Annotated in this window: 18 protein-coding genes; 13 read left to right on the forward strand and 5 right to left on the reverse strand. The window is 73.4% G+C overall.

All coding sequences use genetic code 11. From position 1 onward, the window contains the following. The gene (locus tag ACIP5O_RS04710) at positions 1–786 is read left to right on the forward strand and encodes a M48 family metallopeptidase (RefSeq protein WP_401288587.1); all 786 of its coding nucleotides are present in this window, start codon (positions 1–3) and stop codon (positions 784–786) included. Positions 787–810: 24 nt separating this feature from the next. Here ACIP5O_RS04710 and ACIP5O_RS04715 read toward each other — a convergent pair whose 3' ends face one another. Beyond that, positions 811–2,379, reverse strand: a complete 1,569-nt coding sequence (locus ACIP5O_RS04715; protein ID WP_401288590.1) for a PucR family transcriptional regulator ligand-binding domain-containing protein — start codon at positions 2,377–2,379, stop codon at positions 811–813. A 139-nt stretch (positions 2,380–2,518) separates the two neighbouring features. On the opposite strand from ACIP5O_RS04715, the gene speB reads away from it, so the two are divergent. From speB to ACIP5O_RS04730, 3 genes are all read left to right on the forward strand, one after another. Continuing rightward, positions 2,519–3,496: an agmatinase gene (gene speB / locus ACIP5O_RS04720; protein WP_376231595.1), complete on the forward strand. Its 978-nt coding sequence runs from the start codon at positions 2,519–2,521 to the stop codon at positions 3,494–3,496. 90 nt (positions 3,497–3,586) lie between these two features. Then, positions 3,587–5,269 (forward strand): thiamine pyrophosphate-binding protein, encoded by a 1,683-nt coding sequence (locus ACIP5O_RS04725; RefSeq protein WP_401288593.1) that lies wholly within the window; start codon positions 3,587–3,589, stop codon positions 5,267–5,269. 95 nt (positions 5,270–5,364) lie between these two features. Beyond that, positions 5,365–5,664 (forward strand): lysine transporter LysE, encoded by a 300-nt coding sequence (locus ACIP5O_RS04730; protein WP_401288595.1) that lies wholly within the window; start codon positions 5,365–5,367, stop codon positions 5,662–5,664. 25 nt (positions 5,665–5,689) lie between these two features. Here ACIP5O_RS04730 and ACIP5O_RS04735 read toward each other — a convergent pair whose 3' ends face one another. After that, positions 5,690–6,061, reverse strand: coding sequence for a hypothetical protein (locus tag ACIP5O_RS04735; protein ID WP_401288598.1), 372 nt, complete (start codon positions 6,059–6,061; stop codon positions 5,690–5,692). Positions 6,062–6,275: 214 nt separating this feature from the next. Here ACIP5O_RS04735 and ACIP5O_RS04740 point away from each other — a divergent pair, with 214 nt between their 5' ends. The 3 genes from ACIP5O_RS04740 to ACIP5O_RS04750 all read left to right on the forward strand — a co-directional run bounded on the left by ACIP5O_RS04740 (position 6,276) and on the right by ACIP5O_RS04750 (position 12,123). Further along, positions 6,276–9,995 (forward strand): ABC transporter ATP-binding protein, encoded by a 3,720-nt coding sequence (locus ACIP5O_RS04740; protein ID WP_401288600.1) that lies wholly within the window; start codon positions 6,276–6,278, stop codon positions 9,993–9,995. 84 nt (positions 9,996–10,079) lie between these two features. Further along, on the forward strand, positions 10,080–10,502 hold the full coding sequence (locus tag ACIP5O_RS04745) for a hypothetical protein (protein ID WP_401288603.1): 423 nt from the start codon (positions 10,080–10,082) through the stop codon (positions 10,500–10,502). Positions 10,503–10,641: 139 nt separating this feature from the next. After that, complete coding sequence (locus ACIP5O_RS04750; RefSeq protein ID WP_401288605.1) at positions 10,642–12,123, forward strand: aminopeptidase; 1,482 nt, start codon at positions 10,642–10,644, stop codon at positions 12,121–12,123. Positions 12,124–12,180: 57 nt separating this feature from the next. On the opposite strand, the gene ACIP5O_RS04755 is transcribed toward ACIP5O_RS04750, so the two are convergent. Together ACIP5O_RS04755 and ACIP5O_RS04760 are read right to left on the reverse strand one after the other, a co-directional pair. Next, positions 12,181–14,043 carry a glycoside hydrolase family 3 protein gene (locus ACIP5O_RS04755; protein ID WP_401288607.1) on the reverse strand — a complete coding sequence of 621 codons (1,863 nt, stop codon included), beginning with the start codon at positions 14,041–14,043 and terminating at the stop codon, positions 12,181–12,183. A gap of 181 nt (positions 14,044–14,224) precedes the next feature. Further along, complete coding sequence (locus ACIP5O_RS04760; protein ID WP_125663089.1) at positions 14,225–15,136, reverse strand: LysR family transcriptional regulator; 912 nt, start codon at positions 15,134–15,136, stop codon at positions 14,225–14,227. 130 nt (positions 15,137–15,266) lie between these two features. On the opposite strand from ACIP5O_RS04760, the gene ACIP5O_RS04765 reads away from it, so the two are divergent. Next, positions 15,267–16,211: an EamA family transporter gene (locus ACIP5O_RS04765; protein ID WP_401288609.1), complete on the forward strand. Its 945-nt coding sequence runs from the start codon at positions 15,267–15,269 to the stop codon at positions 16,209–16,211. A gap of 34 nt (positions 16,212–16,245) precedes the next feature. On the opposite strand, the gene ACIP5O_RS04770 is transcribed toward ACIP5O_RS04765, so the two are convergent. After that, on the reverse strand, positions 16,246–17,214 hold the full coding sequence (locus ACIP5O_RS04770; protein ID WP_401288611.1) for a LuxR C-terminal-related transcriptional regulator: 969 nt from the start codon (positions 17,212–17,214) through the stop codon (positions 16,246–16,248). A 409-nt stretch (positions 17,215–17,623) separates the two neighbouring features. On the opposite strand from ACIP5O_RS04770, the gene ACIP5O_RS04775 reads away from it, so the two are divergent. From ACIP5O_RS04775 to hypF, 5 genes are all read left to right on the forward strand, one after another. After that, positions 17,624–18,424, forward strand: coding sequence for a hypothetical protein (locus ACIP5O_RS04775; RefSeq protein ID WP_356540944.1), 801 nt, complete (start codon positions 17,624–17,626; stop codon positions 18,422–18,424). Positions 18,425–18,629: 205 nt separating this feature from the next. Beyond that, a complete protein-coding gene (locus tag ACIP5O_RS04780) occupies positions 18,630–19,217 on the forward strand; it encodes a GNAT family N-acetyltransferase (RefSeq protein WP_401288613.1) in 588 nt (195 codons plus the stop codon). A 244-nt stretch (positions 19,218–19,461) separates the two neighbouring features. Then, the gene (locus ACIP5O_RS04785; protein WP_121828143.1) at positions 19,462–20,046 is read left to right on the forward strand and encodes a cysteine hydrolase family protein; all 585 of its coding nucleotides are present in this window, start codon (positions 19,462–19,464) and stop codon (positions 20,044–20,046) included. Positions 20,047–20,075: 29 nt separating this feature from the next. Beyond that, positions 20,076–21,104, forward strand: coding sequence for a hydrogenase expression/formation protein HypE (hypE, locus tag ACIP5O_RS04790; protein ID WP_401288615.1), 1,029 nt, complete (start codon positions 20,076–20,078; stop codon positions 21,102–21,104). A gap of 31 nt (positions 21,105–21,135) precedes the next feature. Continuing rightward, entirely contained in the window at positions 21,136–23,523 is a 2,388-nt protein-coding gene (hypF, locus tag ACIP5O_RS04795; protein WP_401288618.1) for a carbamoyltransferase HypF, read from the forward strand. Positions 23,524–23,526 lie beyond the last annotated feature (3 nt).

Below are 23,526 nucleotides of genomic sequence, written 5' to 3' on the forward strand. Positions count from 1 at the left end.
GTGACCGCCTCCACCGTCGACTCCGCCTCACCGGTCGCCCTCACTGAGGGCGACCGGCTAGCCGTCGACGGCCTCGTGCTGGCCGTACGCGTCAGCCCCCGGCGCAAGCGGTTCGCGCTCACCGTGGAACTGGACGCCGAGGTCACCCTGCACGCACCGCAAGGGCGTCCCGCGGCCGACGCGGCGGACTTCGTCCGGGCACACCGGTCCTGGCTGGTGGGCAAGCAGGCGCTGCGCGAACGTACACGCCCGTTGACTCCGTCCAAGCGGCTCGCCGAAGGGGAGGTGTTCCGGTACCTGGGACGCACCTATCGGCTGACCGTCGACGCCGACCAACCGGACGACGGCACCGTGCGGCTCGTCGCCGGACGCCTGGTCCTCAGTGCCGCACAGGCCGGCGACCCGGCCCGAGGCCGGTCGGCGCTCGTCGGCTGGTACTGCCGGGTCGGCCGCGAGTGGGCCGGTGGGCGCATCCAGCCGTGGGCGGCGCGGATGGGGGTCGCCGAGCCGATGCTGGACGTGGCGGACCTCGGTGGTCGCTGGGGCAGCTACCTTCCGCCAGGAGACGAGGGCGGAGTCGGTCGCATGCGTCTGGGGTGGCCGCTGTTCCAGCTGCCCATGCACCTCGTCGACTACGTGATCGCCCACGAGCTCGCCCACGTGCGGGTGGCCGGACACGGGTCGGACTTCTGGCGACTCCTCGGACGGGCCCTGCCCGAGTACGAGGAGAGGCGGGCCGAGCTGGACGAACTCGGGCGGCGCATGTGGATGGGCGACATCGCGTGACCGGAGACCGTGCGCCAGGTCAGGTCATGGAACACGCAGCGCGAACCACAGCTCCATCCGTACGTCCGGATCGTCCAGGTCCCGGTCGAGGAGCGCCGCGCAGCGGGTGATGCGCTGGCGGACCGTGTTGCGGTGGACGTCCAGGGCCACCGCCGTCCGGTCCCAACTGCCGTGGAGGGAGAGCCAGGCGCGGAGGGTCTCCCTGAGCGGTTCGTTCAGTGGGGCGAGGAGGGTCCGGGCGTGGGCGGCGGCCTCGTCGGGGTCCACGAGGGACGCGAGGCCGCCCGGTCGGTGGCGCACGAGCGGTGACCGGGTGGCCTCCGCGCGGCGCAGGGCCCGGGCCGCCTGTCGGTCGGCGGCGGGGAGGTCTCCGGCCCCGGCCGGGGCGGAGACGCCGAGAAACCAGCCGGATCGGGCGGTGACGGCGGAAGATGCGGGCAGAAGGAGTCGTACGGAGGCGGGGGCCGCCCCGGAGACACGGGCCGCTCCTGCCTCCCCAAGGGCCTTTCCCGGGGCTGCCGTCCCGTCCGTCTCCCCGGTGCCGGTGGCTCCCTCCGTCTCCACCAGCGCCGTCCCCAGCGACGCCGCCAGGTCCGCCGTCGCGAACGGGGTGCCGTCGCCGCCCCGCGCGTGGACCACCGTCCACGGGCCCGGGTCCAGGGCGGCCGCCGCCTCCGCCGGGGAGGCGCCCAGGAGCAGCCGGACCAGGGCCCCGTCCCGGGCCGCCGCGTCCGCGCCCCGGTGCGGGGCCGTCAGGAGCGAGAGCAGGACCACCGCGACGCCCGCGATCGTGTGGTCGCCGGGGTCCCGCCGGTCCGTCGCCACCCCCAGGGTCAGGCCCTCGCCGCCCCCGAGGACGTACGCCGCCAGGCGCAGGCCGCCGCTCTCCCCGCTCGCCGAGGCCGGGCCGCCGGGGCGTGGACCTCCGCCCTCGCTGCCCGCCGACGCCGGGCCGCCGGGGCGCGGGCCCAGGACCCCCGCCAGCTCCCGCAGGGCCCGGGACGCCTCCGGCGGGACCTCGCGGCCGGCCGACGCCGACTCCGTGCCGTCCGGGGCGAGGAGGACCGCCCGGCCGCCGAGCCGGGCGGCGAGCGCGCCGAGGACCGCCGGGACCGGGGCCGGGCGCGCCGCCGCCGTCGCCAGGGACTGCTGGGCCTCCGTCACCCGGCGCAGCTCGTGCAGCCGGGCCTCCGCCATCAGCCGCCACACGGCCCGCGCCACCGCCGTGAACGGGGTCCGCGGCGGCACTTCGAGGAGCGGGAGGCCCCGGCGCGCGCAGGCCTCGACCAGGGCCGCCGGGACCGTGTCGTACACCGGCGTCACCCCGAAGGCGAGCGCCGCCGCCCCCGCCTCCACCACCCGCTCCACGTACCGCGCCGGATCGGCGAGCTGCACGCCCGCCGTCATCAGGAGCTCGCCGCCGAGCAGGTACGGGTACGGGTCGGCCATCTCCGAGGTGTGCACCCAGTGCAGGGAGGCGTCCCCGGGCCCGGCGAGCAGCCGCAGGCCCAGGTCCCGGCGGGCGAGCAGCGCGGCGAGCGAGACCGGCGGGGCCGGGGGAGTGGAGGCGGGGGGCGCGGGGCGCGTCGTCATGGACCCTTCGTACATCATCGGCTCGCGGAGTGGAGGGAACGTACACTTCTGTGGTGCTTTTCCGGCGCCTACCGTCGTGCCGGAGAACCAAGCCGGAGAACCACGCCGGAAAACCCCTCGCCCCCCGGAGGACCCGACCATGAGCAGCAGCGACCAGAACGCCTTCCGCGGCCCGATCGACTCGTCCCGCGTCCCGCGGTACGCCGGTCCCGCGACGTTCGCCCGGCTGCCGCGGCTCGACGAGGTCGGCACCGCCGACGTCGCCGTGGTCGGCGTCCCCTTCGACAGCGGCGTCTCCTACCGGCCCGGCGCCCGCTTCGGCGGCAACGCCATCCGCGAGGCCTCCCGCCTGCTCCGCCCGTACAACCCGGCGCAGGACGCCTCCCCGTTCGCCCTCGCGCAGGTCGCGGACGCCGGTGACATCGCCGCCAACCCGTTCAACATCAACGAGGCCGTCGAGACCGTCGAGGCCGCCGCCGACGAACTCCTCGGCACCGGCGCCCGCATGATGACCCTCGGCGGCGACCACACCATCGCGCTGCCGCTGCTCCGCTCGGTCGCCAAGAAGCACGGCCCGGTCGCCCTGCTCCACTTCGACGCGCACCTCGACACCTGGGACACGTACTTCGGCGCCGAGTACACCCACGGCACCCCGTTCCGCCGGGCCGTCGAGGAGGGCATCCTCGACACCGAGGCGCTGTCGCACGTCGGCACCCGCGGCCCGCTGTACGGCAAGCAGGACCTGACCGACGACGAGAAGATGGGCTTCGGCATCGTCACCTCCGCCGACGTCTACCGGCGCGGCGCCGACGAGGTCGCCGACCAGCTCCGCCAGCGCATCGGGAACCGCCCGCTCTACATCTCCATCGACATCGACTGCCTCGACCCGGCCCACGCGCCCGGCACCGGCACTCCCGAGGCGGGCGGCATGACCTCCCGCGAGCTCCTGGAGATCCTGCGCGGCCTGTCCTCCTGCAACCTGGTCTCCGCCGACGTCGTCGAGGTCGCCCCGGCCTACGACCACGCCGAGATCACCGCCGTCGCCGCCTCCCACACGGCGTACGAGCTGACGACGATCATGTCCCGCCAGATCGCGGCGGGCCGCGCGGCGAAGTGAGCGACGGCTCCGCGCGACACTGGTGACCGCCGGGTGCGGCCGCTCCCGGCCGCACCCGCCCCGCCCCGCCACCGCCCCGAGGGACCCGCCATGACCCACGACCACGACCTGGTCCTGCGCCCCACGCCCGCCCAGATCGAGGCGGCCCTGAACCCGCCCCCGGGGCGGACCGGCGGGGACCTCGTCGTCGAGACCCTCTCCGGGCTCGGCGCGACCACCGTCTTCGGCCTCCCCGGGCAGCACGCGCTCGGGATGTTCGACGCGCTGCGCCGCTCCCCGCTGCGGTACGTGGGCCTGCGCGTCGAGAACAACGCGGGCTTCGCCGCCGACGCGTACGGCCGGATCACCGGCGAGGCGGCGCCGCTGCTGCTCTCCACCGGGCCCGGCGCGCTCCTGTCGCTCGCCGCGCTCCAGGAGGCGGCCGCCGCCTCGGCGCCGGTCGTCGCGATCGCCAGCCAGGTCCCGGCGGCCGGACTCGGCGGCGGCCGGCACGGCCACCTGCACGAGCTGCGCGACCAGCAGGCCTCCTTCCGGGACGTGGTGAAGTCCGTCCACACGGCCCGCACGCCGTCCCAGATCCCCTCCGCGATCGCCGCCGCCTGGGAGTCGGCGCTCACCGCCCCGCACGGGCCCGTCTGGGTGGAGATCCCGCAGGACGTGCTCACGGCGGAGACGACGCTGCCGGTGGTCACCGCGATGGACGCCACCCCCGAGGACGTCGTCCCGCGCCCCGAGCTGACGGCGGTGGCCGCCCACCTCCTCGCGGGCGCCGAGCGGCCGGTGATCATCGCGGGCGGCGGGGTCGTCCGCTCCGACGCGTCCGGAAAGCTGCGGGCCCTGGCCGAGCGGATCGACGCGCCCGTGGTCACCACCTTCGGCGGCAAGGGCGCCTTCCCCTGGAAGCACCCGCTGTCCCTCCAGTCCTGGCTGGAGGACCGGCACACCACCGACTTCCTGGAGGACGCCGACGTCCTCCTCGTCGTCGGCTCCGGGCTCGGCGAGCTGTCCTCGAACTACCACACCTTCGCCCCGCGCGGCCGGGTCGTCCAGATCGAGGCGGACGCGGGGAAGCTGGAGTCCAACCACCCGGCGCTCGGCATCCACGCCGACGCCCGGCTCGCGCTCCAGGCGATCCTGGAGACGGTCGGGGAGCGCACCGACCCGACCGCCCCCGAGCGGGTCGCGGCGGTCCTCGGCCGGGTCCGGGACCGGATCGACGCCCAGGACCTCGACCTGGAGCGGCGGGTCGTCGCCGCCGTGCGCGAGGCGCTCCCGGCCCGGGCGCCGAGCTTCTGGGACATGACGATCCTCGCGTACTGGGCGTGGTCGGCCTTCGACGCCCGGCACCCGAACACCATGCACTCCGCCCAGGGCGCCGGCGGCCTCGGCTACGCCTTCCCCTCCGCCCTCGGCGCGGCCGTCGCGGACCCCTCCCGGCCGGTCCTGGCGGTCTCCGGCGACGGCGGCGCGATGTACTCGCTCGCGGAGCTGGCCACGGCGAAGCAGTACGGGCTCGACGTGACGTGGCTGATCGTGGACGACGGGGGCTACGGCATCCTGCGGGAGTACATGACGGACGCGTACGGCGAGGCCACCGGCACCGAGCTGACCCGCCCGGACTTCGTCGCCCTCGCCGAGTCCTTCGGCGTCCCCGGCGTCCTCACCACCCCCGACACCCTGGCCGCCGACCTCGCGAAGTCCCTCGCCACCCCCGGCCCCTCGGTGGTCGTCCTCCCGGCCCTCCTGAGGATGTTCGAGCCGACGCACCTGTAGGACGGGCCCCGGGGCAACCCTTCCGGCTCCGCGCGGGTCCTTCCCGCCGACGGTCCGTGACGGGTGCGCGAGGGGGAGTCGTGGCGGGAAGGGTCGTGGGGTTCCTGAAGGGAACGGCGGAGGAGATCGTCGAGGCCGTGGGCGAGGTGGTGGTGCAGGCCCTGGCGTGTGCGCTTCTCATCGGCCTGGCGGTCCTCGCCGTGTGGGGCTGGAGCGTGAGCCCCGTCCTGACCGGCGCCGGGGGCGGGCTCTTCGCCCTCTTCACGGGGTACGGCCTCTGGGAGATGTTCCGGGGCTCCGAGCGGCACCGCAAGGGACGCCTGGCGAGCGCCGCCGTCGTCACCGCCGGCTGCGTCCTCCTCTTCGCGTACTTCGCGAGCGGCTGCTCCTGCTGACGCCCCGGCACCCCGCCGTCCCGCCTCAGGGCACCAGCGCGCCCCACTTCTCGCGGTAGAGCCCGATCTGGTGCTCGTACCCCTGCCGGAACTCGCCGATCTCCCGGGGGGTCAGGTTGCTGCCGCGCATCCGCTCCGGGGCCACCAGCCTCGCTATGTCCCCGAAGACCACCGCGGCGGCCCCGGCGTGGGCGCCGCCCCTCTCCCGGGCGAGGAGCAGATGGTCCCCCGCCTTCGCCAGGAGCCGCCTGAAGTTGTTCCGGGGGGTGTCCGTCGTCTCCTTCACCGCCGAGGCCGCCCCGAGGACTGTCCGCCCCTCCGCCAGTCCCTCCAGGACCTGCAACGCCGCGTGCAGCCGCCCCCACCCGTACGGCCTGCCGTCCTCGACCCGTCCCACGCGGTCCCCCTCCGGTCCGTCCACGACGCCGCCGGTACGGCGGCTCCGGGCTTCCCTACCCATCCCGCGCCGCCGCGACCCGTTCACCCGGACGGCCCGGGACCAGGGACCGAGTCCCCCTCCGTCCGCGGTCGGATCTTTGTTGCGGCGGGATGAAATCGCACGTCGGCCGCGTTGGGCCTTCCGGTAGAGCAGGACGTACGGGAGGTCACACGTGGCGGTCGGGGAGAAACAACAGAGCTGGGCGCGCAGGCTCGCCGGGTACGCCTGGCGGTACAAGGCCAACACGCTCCTGGCGCTCGGGTCGTCCCTCCTCGGGATGGGGGTCCTCGCCCTCGTGCCGCTCTTCACCAAGGTGATCATCGACGACGTCATCGGGACGAAGACCCGGGACCTCGCCACCTGGACCGGGCTCCTGATCGGGGCCGCCGTCCTCGTCTACGCCCTCACCTACGTCCGCCGCTACTACGGCGGACGCCTGGCGCTCGACGTGCAGCACGACCTGCGCACCGACATGTACGGCACGATCACCCGGCTCGACGGGCGGCGGCAGGACGAGCTGTCCACCGGGCAGGTCGTCGGGCGGGCCACCAGCGACCTCCAGCTCATCCAGGGCCTGCTCTTCATGCTCCCGATGACCGTCGGGAACGTCCTGCTCTTCCTGATCTCGCTGGGCGTCATGGCGTGGCTCTCCCCGCCGCTGACCCTCGTCGCCCTCGCCGTCGCCCCCGCCCTCTGGTACATCGCCCGGCGCAGCCGCACCCGCCTCCACCCCGCCACCTGGCACGCCCAGCAGCAGGCCGCCCTGGTCGCCGGGGTCGTCGACGGGGCCGTGTCCGGCGTCCGGGTCGTCAAGGGCTTCGGCCAGGAGGACCAGGAGACCGGAAAGATCCGCGAGGCAGGGCGGAAGCTCTTCGCCGGCCGGCTGCGGACGGTCCGGCTCAACGCCAGGTACACCCCCGCCCTCCAGGCCGTGCCCGCCCTCGGGCAGGTCGCCGTCCTCGCCCTCGGCGGCTGGCTCGCCTACCGGGGGCAGATCACCCTCGGCACCTTCGTCGCCTTCTCCTCCTACCTGGCCTCCCTCGTCGGCCCGGTCCGCATGCTCGCCATGGTCCTCACCGTCGGCCAGCAGGCCCGCGCCGGCGTCGAGCGCGTCCTCGACCTCGTCGACACCGAGCCGGTCGTGAAGGACGGCACCAAGGAGCTGCCGGCCGACGCGCCCGCGACCGTCGAGTTCGACGACGTGAGCTTCGGCTACGAGGACGGGCGGCCCGTGCTCGACGGGTTCTCCCTGGAGATCCGGCCCGGCGAGACCGTCGCCGTCGTCGGCGCCTCCGGCTCCGGCAAGTCGACCGTCTCGCTGCTCCTGCCCCGCTTCTACGACGTCTCCCGGGGCGCCGTCCTCGTCGGCGGCCACGACGTGCGCGAGCTGACCCTCGACTCGCTGCGCGCCGCCGTCGGCCTCGTCCCCGAGGACTCCTTCCTCTTCTCCGACACGGTCCGCGCCAACATCGCGTACGGCGTGCCCGACGCCACCGACGAGCAGGTCGAGGCCGCCGCCCGCGCCGCCCGGGCCGACCGGTTCATCGCCGAGCTGCCCGAGGGGTACGGCACCAAGGTCGGCGAGCACGGACTGACCCTCTCCGGCGGCCAGCGCCAGCGCGTCGCGCTCGCCCGCGCGATCCTGGCCGACCCCCGGCTGCTCCTCCTCGACGACGCCACCTCCGCCGTGGACGCCCGCGTCGAGCACGAGATCCACGAGGCCCTGAAGTCGGTGATGGCGGGCCGTACGACCCTGCTCATCGCCCACCGCCGCTCCACCCTCAACCTCGCCGACCGCATCGCCGTCCTCGACGGCGGGCGCCTCGCCGACATCGGCACCCAGGAGGAGCTGGAGGAGCGCTCCCCGCTCTTCCGGCGCCTGCTCACCGACCCCGAGGAGCTGGGCGCCGTCTCGCCCGGCCGCCTGCCCCCGGCCGGGCCCGCCGAGGACGACCGCGCGCTGCGGGACGAGCTGGACGCCGAGTTCGACGCCGAGCGGGGCATCACCCCCGCCCTGTGGGTGCGGGACGGGGACGCGGGCCGGGAGAGCCCCGTGCCCGGGGCCACCCCCGAGCTGCTCGCCGCCGTCGCGGCCCTGCCGCCCGCCACCGACGTCCCCGACGTCGACGAGGCCCGGGCCGTGGCACCCGAGGACTCCTACGGCCTGCGCCGGCTGCTCCGGGGCTTCGGGATCCCCCTGCTCATCAGCCTCGGCCTGGTCGCCCTCGACGCCGGCACCGGCCTCCTGCTGCCCGTCCTGATCCGGCACGGCATCGACGAGGGCGTGAACCGGCTCGCGATCGGCGCCGTCTGGGCGGCCTCCGCGCTCGCCCTGGTCACCGTGCTCGTGCAGTGGGTCGCGCAGACCGCCGAGACCCGGATGACCGGCCGCACCGGCGAGCGGGTCCTCTACGCCCTGCGCCTGAAGATCTTCTCCCAGCTCCAGCGGCTCGGCCTGGACTACTACGAGCGCGAGCTGACCGGCCGGATCATGACCCGGATGACCACGGACGTGGACGCCCTGTCCACCTTCCTCCAGACGGGCCTGGTCACCGCCTTCGTCTCCGTCGTGACCTTCTTCGGGATCATGGTCGCGCTGCTCGTGCTCGACCTCCAGCTCGCCCTGGTGGTCTTCGCGACCCTGCCGGTCCTCGCGGTGGCCACGTACTACTTCCGGCGCTCCAGTGTGAAGGCGTACGAGCTGGCGCGCGAGCGGATCAGCGTCGTCAACGCCGACCTCCAGGAGTCGGTGGCCGGGCTGCGGATCGTGCAGGCCTTCCGCCGCGAGCGCTCCGGCGCCGAGCGGTTCGCGGAGCGCAGCGACTCCTACCGGCAGGCCCGCGTCCGGGGCCAGTGGCTGATCTCGATCTACTTCCCGTTCGTCACGCTGCTCTCCTCGGCCGCCGCCGCGGCCGTCATGGTCGTCGGCGCCAACCGCATCGAGGCCGGGACGCTCACCACCGGCGCCCTCGTCGCCTACCTCCTCTACATCGACCTGTTCTTCGCGCCCGTGCAGCAGCTCTCGCAGGTCTTCGACGGCTACCAGCAGGCCGCCGTCTCCCTGAAGCGGATGCAGGAGCTGCTCCGGGAGCCCACGTCGACGGCCGCCGCCGACGCGCCCCTGGACGTGCTCTCGCTGCGCGGCGAGATCGCCTTCGAGGACGTGTCCTTCGCGTACGGGGGCGAGGAGGAAGCGCTCAGCGGGGTCGACCTGCGGATCCCCGCCGGGCAGACCGTCGCCTTCGTCGGCGAGACCGGCGCCGGGAAGTCCACCCTGGTCAAGCTGGTCGCGCGGTTCTACGACCCCACGGGCGGCCGGGTCACCGCCGACGGCACCGACCTGCGGGACCTCGACCTCACCGCGTACCGGCACCGGCTCGGGGTCGTCCCCCAGGAGGCGTACCTCTTCGCCGGGACGGTCCGCGACGCCATCGCCTACGGGCGGCCCGAGGCGACCGACGCCGAGGTGGAGGCGGCGGCCCGCGCGGTCGGCGCGCACGACATGATCGCCACGCTCGACGGGGGCTACCTGCACGAGGTGGCCGAGCGCGGCCGGAACCTCTCCGCCGGGCAGCGCCAGCTCATCGCCCTGGCCCGCGCCGAACTCGTCGACCCGGACGTCCTGCTCCTGGACGAGGCGACGGCGGCCCTGGACCTGGCCACCGAGGCCCAGGTCAACCAGGCCACCGACCGGATCGCGGGCCGCCGCACCACCCTCGTCGTCGCCCACCGCCTGACCACGGCCGCCCGCGCCGACCGGGTGGTGGTCATGGACCACGGGCGGGTCGCGGAGGACGGCACCCACGACGAGCTGCTCGCCCGGGGCGGCCACTACGCGAAGCTGTGGAGCACCTTCATCGGGGAGGCGGAGCCGGCGCGGGTCGAGGCCTGAGGGAGGGCGGAGGCAACCGTTCGGGGCCCCGGCGCGTCGTAGACCCGTACACCCGTACGGCGCATCACCCGGGAGGGGACCCGCATGGCCACGGACGACACGACGACCGCCCGGGGCGGTCGGCGGGCCTTCGCCCGTGTCCTCGTACCGTTCCTCACCGCCCTCGCGCTGCTCCTGCTGCCCTTCCCCGGCGGGCCGGGCGCCGGGACCGCCGACGCCGTCTCCGTCTGCCGGGGGCGGCCCGCCCGGACGATCGCCTTCTCCACCGGTGAGCTGCGCCTCTACCGGACCCGGCAGTACGTCTGCGCCGTCACCGTCGCCAAGGGCCCGGCGGGCCGCAGGACCATGTCCGTCTCCCTCCAGCCGCGCGGCGGCCGGCCCGCCGTCAGGACCGGCAGGTTCGACCGCCAGGCCGGGCCCCTCACCGTCCACGCCCTCCACCGCTGCGTCCGGGCGTCGGGCGCGGTGGCCGGGAAGGGGACGTCCACCGGCTGGATCCTGTGCTGACCGGTCGGATTCCGTGCTGACGGGCCGGATCCTGTGCTGACGCACAGGAAAGTCCAAGGGTAAGGACCAACTGGGTCTGGCGGTCCACACGTTGCCCCCGCTAGGTTCACGACACCGTTGTGAATCATGGGGAGGGTGCATGCGCACGTCGCTCAGGCTGCTGCTGTCGCTCTCGGTGCTCATAGGCACCGTGGGCTCGACCGGCGTGGCCACCGCCGCGGACACGGACACCGACAGCGCGTCCGTCGCCGACTCGCGGGGCGAGACCGCCGGCAAGGGCGCCGACAAGGCCGCCGCCGAGGACATCAAGGACCGTCTCCTGGCGATCCCGGGAATGACCCTGATCGAGGAGAAGCCCTACGCCGGCTACCGCTTCTTCGTCCTGAACTACGAACAGCCGATCGACCACGCGCGCCCGTGGAAGGGCACGTTCCAGCAGCGGATCTCCGTCCTGCACAAGGACACGGACCGCCCCACCGTCTTCCGCACCAGCGGATACAACCTGAGCACCACGCCGAGCCGGGCCGAGCCGACCCGGATCGTCGACGGCAACCAGATCTCCATGGAGTACCGCTTCTTCACCCCGTCCCGGCCGCAGCCGGCCGACTGGTCGAAGCTGGACATCTGGCAGGCCGCCAGCGACCAGCACCGGATCTTCGCCGCCCTGAAGAGGATCTACGGCAAGAAGTGGCTCTCCACCGGCGCCTCCAAGGGCGGCATGACCGCCACCTACTACGAGCGCTTCTACCCGCGCGACATGGACGGCGTCGTCGCCTACGTCGCCCCGAACGACGTGGTGAACGACGAGGACTCGGCCTACGACCGCTTCTTCGCCACCGTCGGGACCAAGGAGTGCCGCGACCGCCTGAACGACCTCCAGCGCGAGGCGCTCCTGCGGCGCGGGCCCCTGGAGGCCAAGTACAAGGCGTGGGCCGAGGCCGAGGGCGCCACCTTCAACACGGTCGGCACGCTCGACAAGGCCTTCGAGGCCGTCGTCCTCGACTTCGTGTGGGGCTTCTGGCAGTACTACGGCCAGGACGTCTGCGACCAGATCCCGGTCGCGAAGACGGCGACCGACGACGAGGTGTACGACACGATCGACGCCTACTCCGGCTGGTCCGCCTACACCGACCAGGGCCTGGAGACCTACACGCCGTACTACTACCAGGCGGCGACCCAGCTCGGCTCGCCCTCCATCAAGCAGCCGCACCTCAAGGGCCTCAGCCGCTACGGCTACCAGCCCGCCCGCAACTTCGTGCCCCGCGAGATCCCGATGAAGTTCGACCCGCGGGCCATGAAGGACGTGGACGGCTGGGTCCGCAACAACGCGAACCACATGCTGTTCGTCTACGGCGGCAACGACCCGTGGGGCTCCGAGAAGTTCCGCCTGGGCAGGGGCGCGCGCGACAGCTACGTGTACGTGGCCCCGGGCGCCAACCACGGCGCGAACGTGGAGGGCCTGGTCGAGGCCGAGCGCACGAAGGCCACCGCCCGCATCCTCGCCTGGGCGGGCGTCCCCGCCCCGGCCGAGCGGGCGGCGCAGCCGCTGGCCCGCTTCGACGCCCGCCTGGACCGGGCGGTCGACGAGGAGGCGACGCGGGAGCACGGCCTGCGGCCGTAGTCCGCGGCGAAGCGGGAGGGGGCGCGTCCGGGCGGGCGCGCCCCCTCTCCGCGTCCGTCAGCGGTACGAGAGGCCGTACCCGACCGGGTACAGCACCCGGTCCGGGTCGTCGGCGCTCTGCACCGGGACCGGGAGCCGGCCCCGGGGCTCCGCCCGCCCGGCCAGGACCCGGACGGCGGCCCGGAGTTCGACGTCGGTCCAGGAGTACGCGGCGAGGGTCGCCCGCTGGCCCGTCAGGTGCGCGACGTCGTACGGGTTGCGGATCGCGATCGTCACCACGGGCACCCCGGTCGCCGCGAGCCGCGCCACCAGGGTGCGCTGGGTGCTGGTCGCGGTGACGTTGTACGTGCCGACGACCACCACGTCCCTGCCGGCCGCGGCGGCCACCGCCTCCTCGATCCTCGCGGCCGTCGGGGCGGTCCCGGTGGAGAGCGCCGTCGCGCCGAACCCCAGCTCCCGCAGGGCCGTCGCCAGGGTGGCGGTGGGCGGGCCGGTGGTGCCGGACGGGGAGGCGGGGTCGGCGCCGACGACCAGGACCGAGCGGTGGCGGGAGGGGCGCAGGGGCAGGAACCCGCCCTCGTCGAGGAGCAGGGTCGTGGTCCCCTCGGCGATCCGGTCGGCCTGCGCGAGGTGGGCCTCCGAGCCGACCACCCGCTCGACGCCCGCCCGGGTCACGTACGCCTGCCGGAACAGGCCCAGCTTCGCCTTCAGCCGCAGGACGCGCAGGATCGATTCGTCGAGCCGGGCCTCCGTCAGCTCGCCGTCGCGGACGGCCTTCAGGACCGCGTTCCAGGCGACGTCGAGCTTCGGCGGGTTGAGGAGCTGGTCCACGCCGGCCCGGAGCGCGAGGACCGGGACGCGCTCGTCGCCGTACTTGGTGCGCACGCCCTCCATGCCGAGCGCGTCGGTGACCACCACGCCGTCGTAGCCGAGCCGTTCGCGCAGGATGCCGGTGAGGATGGGCCGGGAGAGGGTCGCCGGGTCCTCGCTGGGGTCGAGGGCCGGGACCACGATGTGCGCGGTCATGATCGAGTCGATCCCGGCGGCGATCGCGGCCCGGAACGGCGGGGCGTCCAGCTCCTCCCACTGCTCCCGGGTGTGGGTGATCGTCGGCAGGCCGTAGTGGCTGTCCACGGCGGTGTCGCCGTGGCCCGGGAAGTGCTTGGAGGTGGCCGCGACCCCGGCCCGCCGGTACCCCTCCACCTGGGCGGTGACCAGGCCGGCGACCGCGCGCGGGTCGGAGCCGAAGGAGCGGACGCCGATGACCGGGTTGGCCGGGTTGACGTTGACGTCGGCGACCGGGGCGTAGTTCTGGCGGATGCCGAGCGCGGCGAGTTCGGCGCCCGCGATCCGGGCGGCCCGGCGGGCGTCGGCGTGCGAGCGGCCGGCGCCGAGGGCCATCGCGCCGGGCAGCAGGGTGGCGGGCTCGCCGACCCGGCAGACGATGCCGTGCTCCTGGTCGGTGGAGATGAGCACCGGGACCGGGTTGGGCCGGGCGAGGGCCGCCCGCTGGATGCCGTTGGAGAGGTCGGCGATCTGCTGCGGGTCGCGGGTGTTGTGGGCCCAGGAGAAGTAGATGATCCCGCCGACGTGGTAGCGCGCGATCAGCTCGGCGGCCGTGCGGACCCCGATCTCGGCGAGGTTGGCGTCGACGTCGGCCTGGTCCGGGGCGGTCGCGGAGTGCCCGTACACCCGCATCACGAAGAGCTGGCCGACCTTCTCCTCCAGGGACATGCGGTCGACGATCCGCCGGAGCTGCCGGTCGTCGTACCGCTCGGGCGCGGCCTGGGCGGGGGCGCCCGTCCCGGTGACGGCGGCGACCGCGGCGGCGGCGGTCACCGCGAGGAGGGTGCGGCGGGAGGGGGAAGGGGAGGGGACGGGGGAGGGGGTGGGAGCGGAGGCGGGGGCGCGGTGGTGCACTGGTGCTCCTTCCGGCCGTGCGGGGATGAAGGAAACTTCCAAGGGGACACGGATAGCCGGAAAGTAACTGCCAGGTCAAGGACCCGCGCGGGAATCGCCCGGCGGCGGGGCCGGGTGGAGGTGCGGCGGCGCCCGGCGTCGGGACCGGTCCGGGGCGGGGCCGTGACGGGGCGGCGGCGGGTCAGACCGAGGACGCTATGGCCGGCCAGAGGTCCTGGAGGGTGCGGACCGTCTCGCGGATCGCCGGGCGGCGGGCCGCGCCCGTGCGCCACATCGCGTGCAGCAGGCGCTTCGGCATCGGGTCCAGGCGGATCGGCGCCACCTCGGGCGGCAGCGCCCCGCGCCCCAGACGGGGGACCAGGGCGATGCCCAGACCGGCCGCCACCAGCGCCACCTGCGTGTGGTTCTCGCCCGCCTGATGGACGATCAGCGGCTCGTACCCCGTCGCCCGCAGCGTCCGTACGAGCCAGTCGTGGCAGACCGACCCCGGCGGCTGCGAGATCCACCGCTCGCCCGCCAGCTCCTCCCGGCGCACCGAGTCCCGGGCCGCCAGCGGATGGTCCCGGGGGACGAGGATGTCGCACAGGTCGGCGCCGATGACCACCTGCTCGACCCCCGGCGGTGCCGGCAGCGGCGCGATGTCCCAGTCGTGCGCCACGGCCAGGTCGATCACGCCCCGCGCCACCAGGTCGATCGACAGGTGCGTGTCCACCTCCGAGAGCCGGGCGTCCAGGTCGGGGTGGCGCCGGGTCAGCTCCGCGAGCGCCCGGGGCATCAGGCCGCGCGCCGCGCTCGGGAAGCAGCCGATCGTGAGCCGCCCGGAGGGCTTGCCTCGCCGCTCCTCCAGACGCACCTCCGCCTCCTCCATCAGGGCGAGGAGCCGGCTCGTCGTGGCGGCGAGCTGGTGGGCCTCGTCGGTGAGCCGGATGCCCCGGCCCTGCCGTTCGAGCAGGGTGGTGCCGGTCTCCCGCTCCAGCTTGGTGATCTGCTGGGAGATCGCGGACGGGGTGTACCCGAGGGCCTCGGCGGCGGCGCCCACCGTCTTGTGGACGGAGACGGCGTGCAGGGCCCGCAGCCGGCCGATGTCCAGCACGGTGACCACCTCGGAGGCTTCGGAGGAGCGGGGGAGCGAGCGGCAGGGCGTAAGGAATGAAGCGTCGCTACATCCAATCATGTAGCAATCCGTGCTGGTGCTACACGGTCGCCGCGGGGATCCTCGGAGCATGCGCCCCGCACACATCGCCCTGGCAGCGCTGGTCGCCGCTGTCTGGGGAGTCAATTTCGTCGTCATCGAGATCGGCCTCGGCCACTTCCCGCCGCTCCTCTTCTCGGCCCTCCGGTTCCTCGCCGCCGCCCTGCCCGCCGTCTTCTTCGTCGGCCGCCCCAAGGTGGCCTGGAAGTGGATCGTGGGCGTCGGACTCGCCCTGGGCGTGGCCAAGTTCGGCCTGCTCTTCGTCGGCATGGACCTGGGGGCCCCGGCCGGGCTCTCCTCGCTGGTCCTCCAGATCCAGGCGGTCTTCACGGCCCTGTTCGCCTTCGTCGCCCTCGGCGAGCGGCCGGGCCGCGTCAAGGTGGCCGGCATGGCGGTCGCCCTCGCGGGCATCGCGGTCGCGGCGGTCGACGAGGGCACCTCGGGGCCCCTGGTCGGCTTCCTCCTGGTGATCGGCGCGGCGGTCTGCTGGGGCGTCTCCAACGTCCTGACCCGCAAGGCCTCCCCGCCCGACGCGCTCAACTTCATGGTCTGGGTCAGCACCGTGCCCGTCCTGCCGCTGCTCGCCCTCTCGCTCCTCGTGGAGGGGCCCGAGCGGGACCTCGCCGCGCTGCGCGCCCTCGACCGGACCGGCATCGCCGTCATCGTCTACGTCGCCTGGGTCGTCACCATCTTCGGCTTCGGCGCGTGGGGCTGGCTCCTGCGCCGCTACCCGGCCTCCTCCGTGGCGCCGTTCTCCCTCCTCGTCCCGGTCTTCGGGATGTCCTCGGCGGCGCTGTTCCTGGGGGAGGGCGTGAGCGGGCTGCGCTGGTGCGCTGCGGCGCTGCTCGTCGGCGGCGTGGCGCTGACGTCGCTGTGGCGGGGGACGCCGCCCCCCGCGCCGCGGGCGGTGGTGCCCGCGGAACGGGAGACGGCCTCCCCGGACCCGCTGCTCAGCGGCAGCCCGTCCAGGGGGTGAACCGGCCCTCGGGGCCCGTCCGCCGGACGGGCCCTCAATGACCGCCGAACGGCTCCTTGCTCAGCAGGTAACCGGCGTGCAGCCGGTTACGGGCGCCGATGCTTTTCATGATGTGGGAGATGTGCCGTTGGCAATTCCGCAGGGAAATTCCCACGACCTGGGCTATTCGTTTGTCCGATTCCCCCTGGGTGAGCAGCGAGATAATGGCGTGCTGAATCTCGGACGTGGCCGCCACCCGGTCGGACCTGCGCTCCTCGGGAGAGAGATCGGAAGCGATGGTCCAGACCCGGTCGAAGGCCTCCGCCACGAAAGCGACGACCTGCGGGTCCCGTACGATCACGGCTCCTTTCGAGTCGTCCGGGAGCGGCAGGATGCCGATCTTCCGGTCGAATATGATGCAGCGCGGAAATCCGCCCGCGAGCGTACGCACCTGGGCGCCGAGGGGGGTCACCCGGTCGACGTACGAGAGGGTCGCGGGGCTGAAGCGCGCGGTGTGCTGGTAGAGGGTCCGCATCCTGACCCCGCGGCCGAGCAGCCTGGTCGTACGGTCCATACTGTCGACGAGCACCTCCTCCACGCGGGCACCGCCGGGCTGCGAGGAGAGCGCCTCGTCGCAGCACTCGTCGGCGAAGCCGGTGATCAGCCGGCGCACGTCGGACAGCTCGTGGACGACCTCCAGCGAGCAGTGGGCGTGCTGGGAGCGCGGAGTGCGCAGTTCCAGCTGGTCCAGGCTGCTCCGGAGCTCGTCGACGAGCGCCTGGGAGTGGTTCACCTGCCGCTGGAGCGGGTTGAGGACCTTCACGCGGGCGAAGTCCACGGGATGCGGGACCAGCGGTTCCGAGCCGGTGGCACCGGGGTCGTCGGCGTCGGCGGCACGGGTGCCGTCGACGGCGCAGGTGCCGGTCGTGCCGGTCGTGCCAACCGTGCCGGTCGTGCCGGCCGTGCTCAGGAGTCCCAGTTCGCGCAGGTCCCGCACGGCCTCCCCGGCCTCCCTCCGGTCCATGCCCAGAGCCCCCGCCGCGGTTTCGACGGTGCACCTGGGCGATTCCGAAACGAATCGGTACAAACGGTCCGCCGATTCGCGGAGCGGCGGCGGGTTAATCGCACCGCTTCTGCCGTTTTCATCCAATGTATCCCCCTGTCATGTTTCCGCCAGGAGCAACATGATCCCAGAGGGGACTGGTCTAGAAACGGCTTTCCGCCGGAGGATGAGCGAAGCGCTGACGACCTCAACGCTCATCCGAAAGGTAGGGGTTTTCCATGGCACGTGCAGCGAGAAACATTCTCGCCATCACGGCTTCCGCGGCTCTGTCCTTCCTTCTCGTCCAGGGGACCGGTGCCCAGGAAGAGCGCGCATTCCTCGCCGGAACCGGCCAGAGCAAAGTGATCAACGACCTCGGGTGGGGATGACCATGCCTCGTAGCAAGTCGTACAACACGTACTCCAGCCTCCAGCGTCCTGAGTTCCGCAAGCGCGTGGACGAGCTCCTCCTGAAGTTCGAGCGTGACTTCTACGAGAAGAGCAAGGGCGCGGAGGGCATGCTCGACGCGAACAAGTTCGACCTGGAGCTCTACAAGCGCCACAACGTGGAGACCATGATCCGGATCGGTCTCAAGCGCGCCGTGGACCCGCTGGTCGCCAACTACTGGGCCACCCGCGACCCCCAGCTCTCCAAGGAGTGGGGCCTGTACGGCGCCGAGGAGGGCCGCCACGACCGCATGTTCGCCGGCGACCTGCACAAGGTGGGCATGACGGACGAGGAGATCTACGCGATCCGTCCGACCTTCGCCACCGAGCTGCTCAACGGCTACTTCTACTACACGCTCGCCACCGAGGGCCCCCTCGCCTCGATGATCAGCGGCTTCTACCTCGAGTACATCGCGGGCAAGACCCAGCCCGACTGGCTCGACATCATGGAGCAGCACGTCGGCGCCAACAACACCAAGGGCGCCCGCGCGCACCTCGCCCTCGACGAGGACGACGACCACGTCGACATGGTCTGGAACATGATCATGCGGGTGATCAAGACCGAGGAGGACGAGGAGCGCTTCGTCGAGCACCTCACGAAGATCAACTCCCTCTTCGTCTCCTACTTCGTCGAGGTCTACGCCGCCACGGTCCTGGGCCTCGGGTCCGACCCGTCGCAGCTCACGCAGGCCTCGCCCGCCGCCGCGGTGCAGACCAACCTGCAGGCCCGGGTCGCCGCGGTCTGACGCTCCGGGTCCCGGCCCCGGGAGCGGCGACGCCCCGGAGCGCGCCGCGGACCCCTCCGGCACCCGAACACCCCCCTGGCGACACCGGACACCGCGTACCCACACCCCCGCCCCACGCCGCCCGCCGCGGCGCCGGGCGGCGCGGGCGGCGGTGTCCGGTGTCCCTGCGGGCTGCCCACCGTCCGGCAAACCCACAGGAAGACCCATGCGATACGAATGGCCGCGCGAACTGTCCGAGAAGGACATGCGCGAAATGATCGAGCTGATGGACGCCGTCGCGGTCAAGGAACAGACCCTCGGCTTCTACGAGCCCGTCGGCCCGGAGAAGGGCCTGCCGCTGATGCGGGCCTTCGACGCCGACCTGCGCAAGGGCGCGATCGACGTCCTCGCGGTCCGCGACGAGGAGGACGACCGGATCGTCGGCATGGTGACCCTCGCCCGGGCCCCGCTGCCGGCCCGCCGCCACATCGTCGACATGCGGCGCTGCGTCATCGCCCCCGACCGCCGGGGCCAGTTCCTCCTGGAGGGCTGGTCCGAGGCCCTGCACAAGGCGCGCGACATGGGCTGCGAGGTCATCACCCTCGAAGTCCGCAGCGACGGCCCCGTGGGCCTCTGGGAGCGGCTCGGCTTCCGCGAGTACGGGCGGCTGCCCGACTACGCCCGCCTCGACGGGCGCGAGGCCGTCACCGGCCACTACCTCTACGCGCGGATCGCCGACGTCCTGGCCCACTTCGAGGCCACCGGCACCTGGCTGCACGAGCCGCAGCAGGAGAGCGCCGCCCTCGCGGGCTGACCCCGCGCTCCCGCACCACCCGCACCACCCTTCTTCCCGTACCGCCGCCCCCGTCCCTCCGGACGCCCCCCGGCGCGTACGCCCCACCTCCCTCCCGGACCCGCCCGCGTCCCGCGGGCCGGCCCCGCCGTGCCCGCACCCGGGCCGGCGCGCCGCCGTGCGTCCCGGAGCGCCCTCCCGCCGGCGCGCCCTTCCGCGCGCCCGGCGCCCACACACCCGCACGGCCACACCGAAGGGCACACCCATGTCCAAGATCGCCGTCCTCACCAACGACCTCCAGTACGAGCTCGTGGAGAAGAACCCCGAGCGCGTCGCGGCCGTCGCCGCCGCCACCCCGCACTTCACCGGCTTCCTCGACGAGATCCGCCGCCGCGGCCACCACGTCTTCCACCTCCAGCTCGTCAACGACCCCGACGACCCGAACGCCGAGCGCTACGACGGTCACCTCCCGGTCCAGCGCGGCACCCGCGGCGCCGAGATCCTGGAGGAGTTCCTCGCCCCCGAGGACGTCGTCATGGAGAAGAGCAAGGACTCCGGCTTCTACGAGACGGACCTGCACGAGCGCCTCCAGGCCCTCGGCGTCGACACCGTCCTCATCACCGGCATGCAGACCCAGATCTGCGTCCAGACCACCGCCGCCGACGCCTTCTTCCGCGGCTACAACATCTGGGTCCCCTCCGACTGCGTCGTCTCCGCCCGCCAGGAGGACAAGGACCGCGCCCTGGAGTGGCTGGACGGCTACTGCGCCACCGTCTCCGACTCCGCCGAGGTCATCAGCGTCCTCGACGCCGAGGGCACCCTGCCCCGCAAGAACATCAAGACCCCGTGACCGCGACCCTCCCCGACCCAGGAGCAGCCATGACCGCGAGCACGGCCGGCAGCAGCGACGAGATCCTGCTCGACCACGGCACCGGGGCGAAGCTGAGCCAGGAACTGGTCCAGCTGATCGCCGAGACCCTCGGCGACGTCTACGTCGGCATCATGGAGGACAGCGCGATCCTCCCGGTCGAGACCGGACGCATCGCCATGACGACGGACTCCTTCGTCGTCGACCCGCCCTTCTTCGGCAACGGCGACATCGGCAAGATCGCCGTCTGCGGCACGGTCAACGACCTCGCCGTGGCCGGATCCCGCCCCAAGTACCTCACCCTGGGCCTGATCCTGGAGACCGGCCTGCCGATCGACCGCCTCAAGCAGGTCCTCGTGTCGATCCGCGAGACGGCCCGCGAGGCCGGCGTGCAGATCGTCGGCGGCGACACCAAGGTGGTCCGCAAGGGCGAGGCCGACCAGCTCTACCTCAACACCGCGGGCGTCGGCGTCTTCGAGCGCGAGCCGCTCTCCATGACCGACGTGCGCCCCGGCGACAAGGTGATCCTCAGCGGCCCCATCGGCAACCACACCGTCCACCTGCTCTCCATCCGCGAGGGCCTCGGCTTCGAGCAGCGCGTGGACAGCGACTGCGCCCCGCTGAACAACCTGATCGACGGGGTCCTCGACCGGGTGCCGGCCGGTGCCGTCCGCTCGATGCGCGACGTCACCCGCGGCGGCCTGACCGCCGTCCTCCACGAGTACGCCGGGAAGCTCGGCCGCACGATCCGGGTCGACACCCCCAGCCTGCCGATCCAGCACGAGACCGCCATGGCGGCCGACATGCTCGGCATCAACCCGCTGCACTGCGCCAACGAGGGCTGCCTCGCCGTCTTCGTGGACCCCGCCGCCGAGGCGGACGTCCTGGCGGCGCTGCGCTCGCTCCAGTACGGCGAGCACGCCGTCACCATCGGCGAGATCTCCGAGGACCCCGAGGCCCTGGTGCTGCTGCGGGACGCCGACGGCCGGGAGACGCAGCTGGAAGAACTCCTCGGGGCCGAGCTGCCCCGGCTCTGCTGAGGACCCGACCCAGGAAACGAGGGGGATCACCATGAGCACCGTGACGTCTCCACCGGCCACCGCGACCTCCCCGCCCGGCACCGAAGGGTGGCGGCTGCGGGTCACCGGAGTGGTGCAGGGCGTCGGCTACCGGCCGTTCGTCTACAAGCTGGCCCGTGAACTGGGCCTCTCCGGCTGGGTCCGCAACGACCCCGAAGGGGTCCTCGTGGAGGCGTCCGGACCGGACGCCGCCCTGGCCGCGTTCGCCGCCGGTCTGCAGGACCGCGCGCCCGAACTCGCCCGCGTCGACGGTGTCGTGGTGACCCGGGGGCTCCCCGCGGGCAGCGTGCCCGCGGGCCCCTTCACCATCGTCCACAGCGCGCACTCCGGCATCCGCACCGCCCTGCTCCCCGCCGACACCCACGTCTGCGGCGACTGCCAGGGCGAGCTGCGGGACCCGAACGACCGGCGCCACCGCTACCCGTTCATCAACTGCACCAACTGCGGGCCGCGCTACTCCATCATCCAGGACCTGCCCTACGACCGGCCGGCCACCACCATGGCGTCCTTCACCATGTGCGCCGCCTGCAAGGCCGAGTACGAGGACCCGCTCGACCGGCGCTACCACGCCCAGCCCAACGCCTGTCCCGACTGCGGGCCCCGGCTCCTCCTCACCGACCGGGAGGGCCGCACCACCGAGGGCGACACCGCCCTGCGCGGCGCCGCCGAGGTCCTCGCCGACGGCGGGATCGTCGCCGTCAAGAGCGTCGGCGGCTTCCACCTCGCCGTGGACGCCACCCAGCCCGAGGCCGTCGCCCTGCTGCGCCGCCGCAAGCGCCGCGACTCCAAGCCGTTCGCGGTGATGGTCCGCGACCTGGCCACCGCCCAGCGCCTCGCCGTCCTCTCCGAGGACGAGATCGACGTCCTGCGCTCCCCGGCCCGCCCCATCCTGCTCGCCCGCAAGCAGCCCGACGCCCTGCCCGAGTCGGTCGCGCCCCGCAACCCCAACCTCGGGATCATGCTGCCCTCGGCGCCCCACCACCACCTGCTCCTGGACGAACCCGGCCTGGAAGCACTGGTGATGACCAGCGGCAACATCTCCGGCTACCCCATCGCGTACCGCAACGAAGAGGCCCTGGAACAGCTCTTCGAGATCGCGGACGTCATCCTCTACCACGACCGCGACATCGAGATCCGCGTCGACGACTCCGTCGTCCGCCTCTCCGTCCACGACGAACTCGACGCGCCCCTGCTCCAGTTCATCAGGCGGGCCCGCGGCTACGCCCCGTACCCCGTGGACGTGGGCCGCGAGGTGGCGCCCGCCGTCGCGCTCGGCGCCGAGCTGAAGACCACGGTCGCCCTGTCGCACGGCAGCAAGGTCTTCCTCAGCCAGCACATCGGCGACCTCAAGAACGACGAGACCTTCGCCTCCCACCGGCGCACCGCCCGCCACCTCGCCCGGCTCTACGCCCTGGAGCCGCGCCTGACCGCGCACGACCTGCACCCGCAGTTCCGCTCCACCCGGGCGGCGCTCGACGAGGACGGAGAAGGGGCCGGCGCCGGCCGGACCGTCGTCGAGGTGCAGCACCACCACGCCCACATGGCCTCCTGCATGGCCGAGAACCACGTCACCGGCACCACCCTCGGCGTGATCTTCGACGGCTTCGGCTACGGCGAGGACGGCACCGTCTGGGGCGGCGAGTTCCTCCTCGGCGACTACGCCGCCTACCGGCGCGTCGGACGCCTCCGCAGGCTGCCCCTCATCGGCGGCGACCAGGCCGTCCGCGAACCCGTCCGCACCGGCTACGCCCTCGCCCTCGACGCCTTCGACGGCGACCGGGAGAAGGCAGTCGCCGCCTTCCCCGCCCTCGCGGAACTCGACGAGCAGCAGCGGCACGTGTACGCCACCATGGCCGCCCGGGGCATCAACTCCCCGGCCACCTCCAGCATGGGCCGCCTCTTCGACGGCGCCGCCGCGCTCGCCGGGGTCTGCTCCCGGGCCGAGTACGAGGCCCAGGGCCCCATCGAGCTGGAGGGCCTGCTCGCCCGCGACTCCGCCCCGGAGACCGCCTACCGCTTCGACGCCCACGCGCCCGACGCGGACGGCCCCGTCGAGGTCGACCCCCGGCCCGTGATCCGGGCCATGGCCGCCGACCTCGCGGCCGGCCTGTCCGCCGACCGCATCAGCCGCCGCTTCCACACCGCCGTCGTGGAGATGGTCCGCGACCGCTGCCGGGCCTTCCGCGAGGAGACCGGCGTGCGGCAGGTCGTCCTCTCCGGCGGCGTGTTCCTCAACGAGTTCCTGCTGCTCAACTGTCTGACCGGGCTGACCGCCGACGGTTTCGACACCTACGTCCACCGACAGGTCCCGACCAACGACGGGGGCATCGCCCTCGGCCAGGTCATGGTCGCGGACGCCCGTACATCCCCTGGGAAGTGATGA

This window comes from Streptomyces sp. NPDC088915 (genome assembly GCF_044749825.1).
GTDB lineage: Bacteria > Actinomycetota > Actinomycetes > Streptomycetales > Streptomycetaceae > Streptomyces.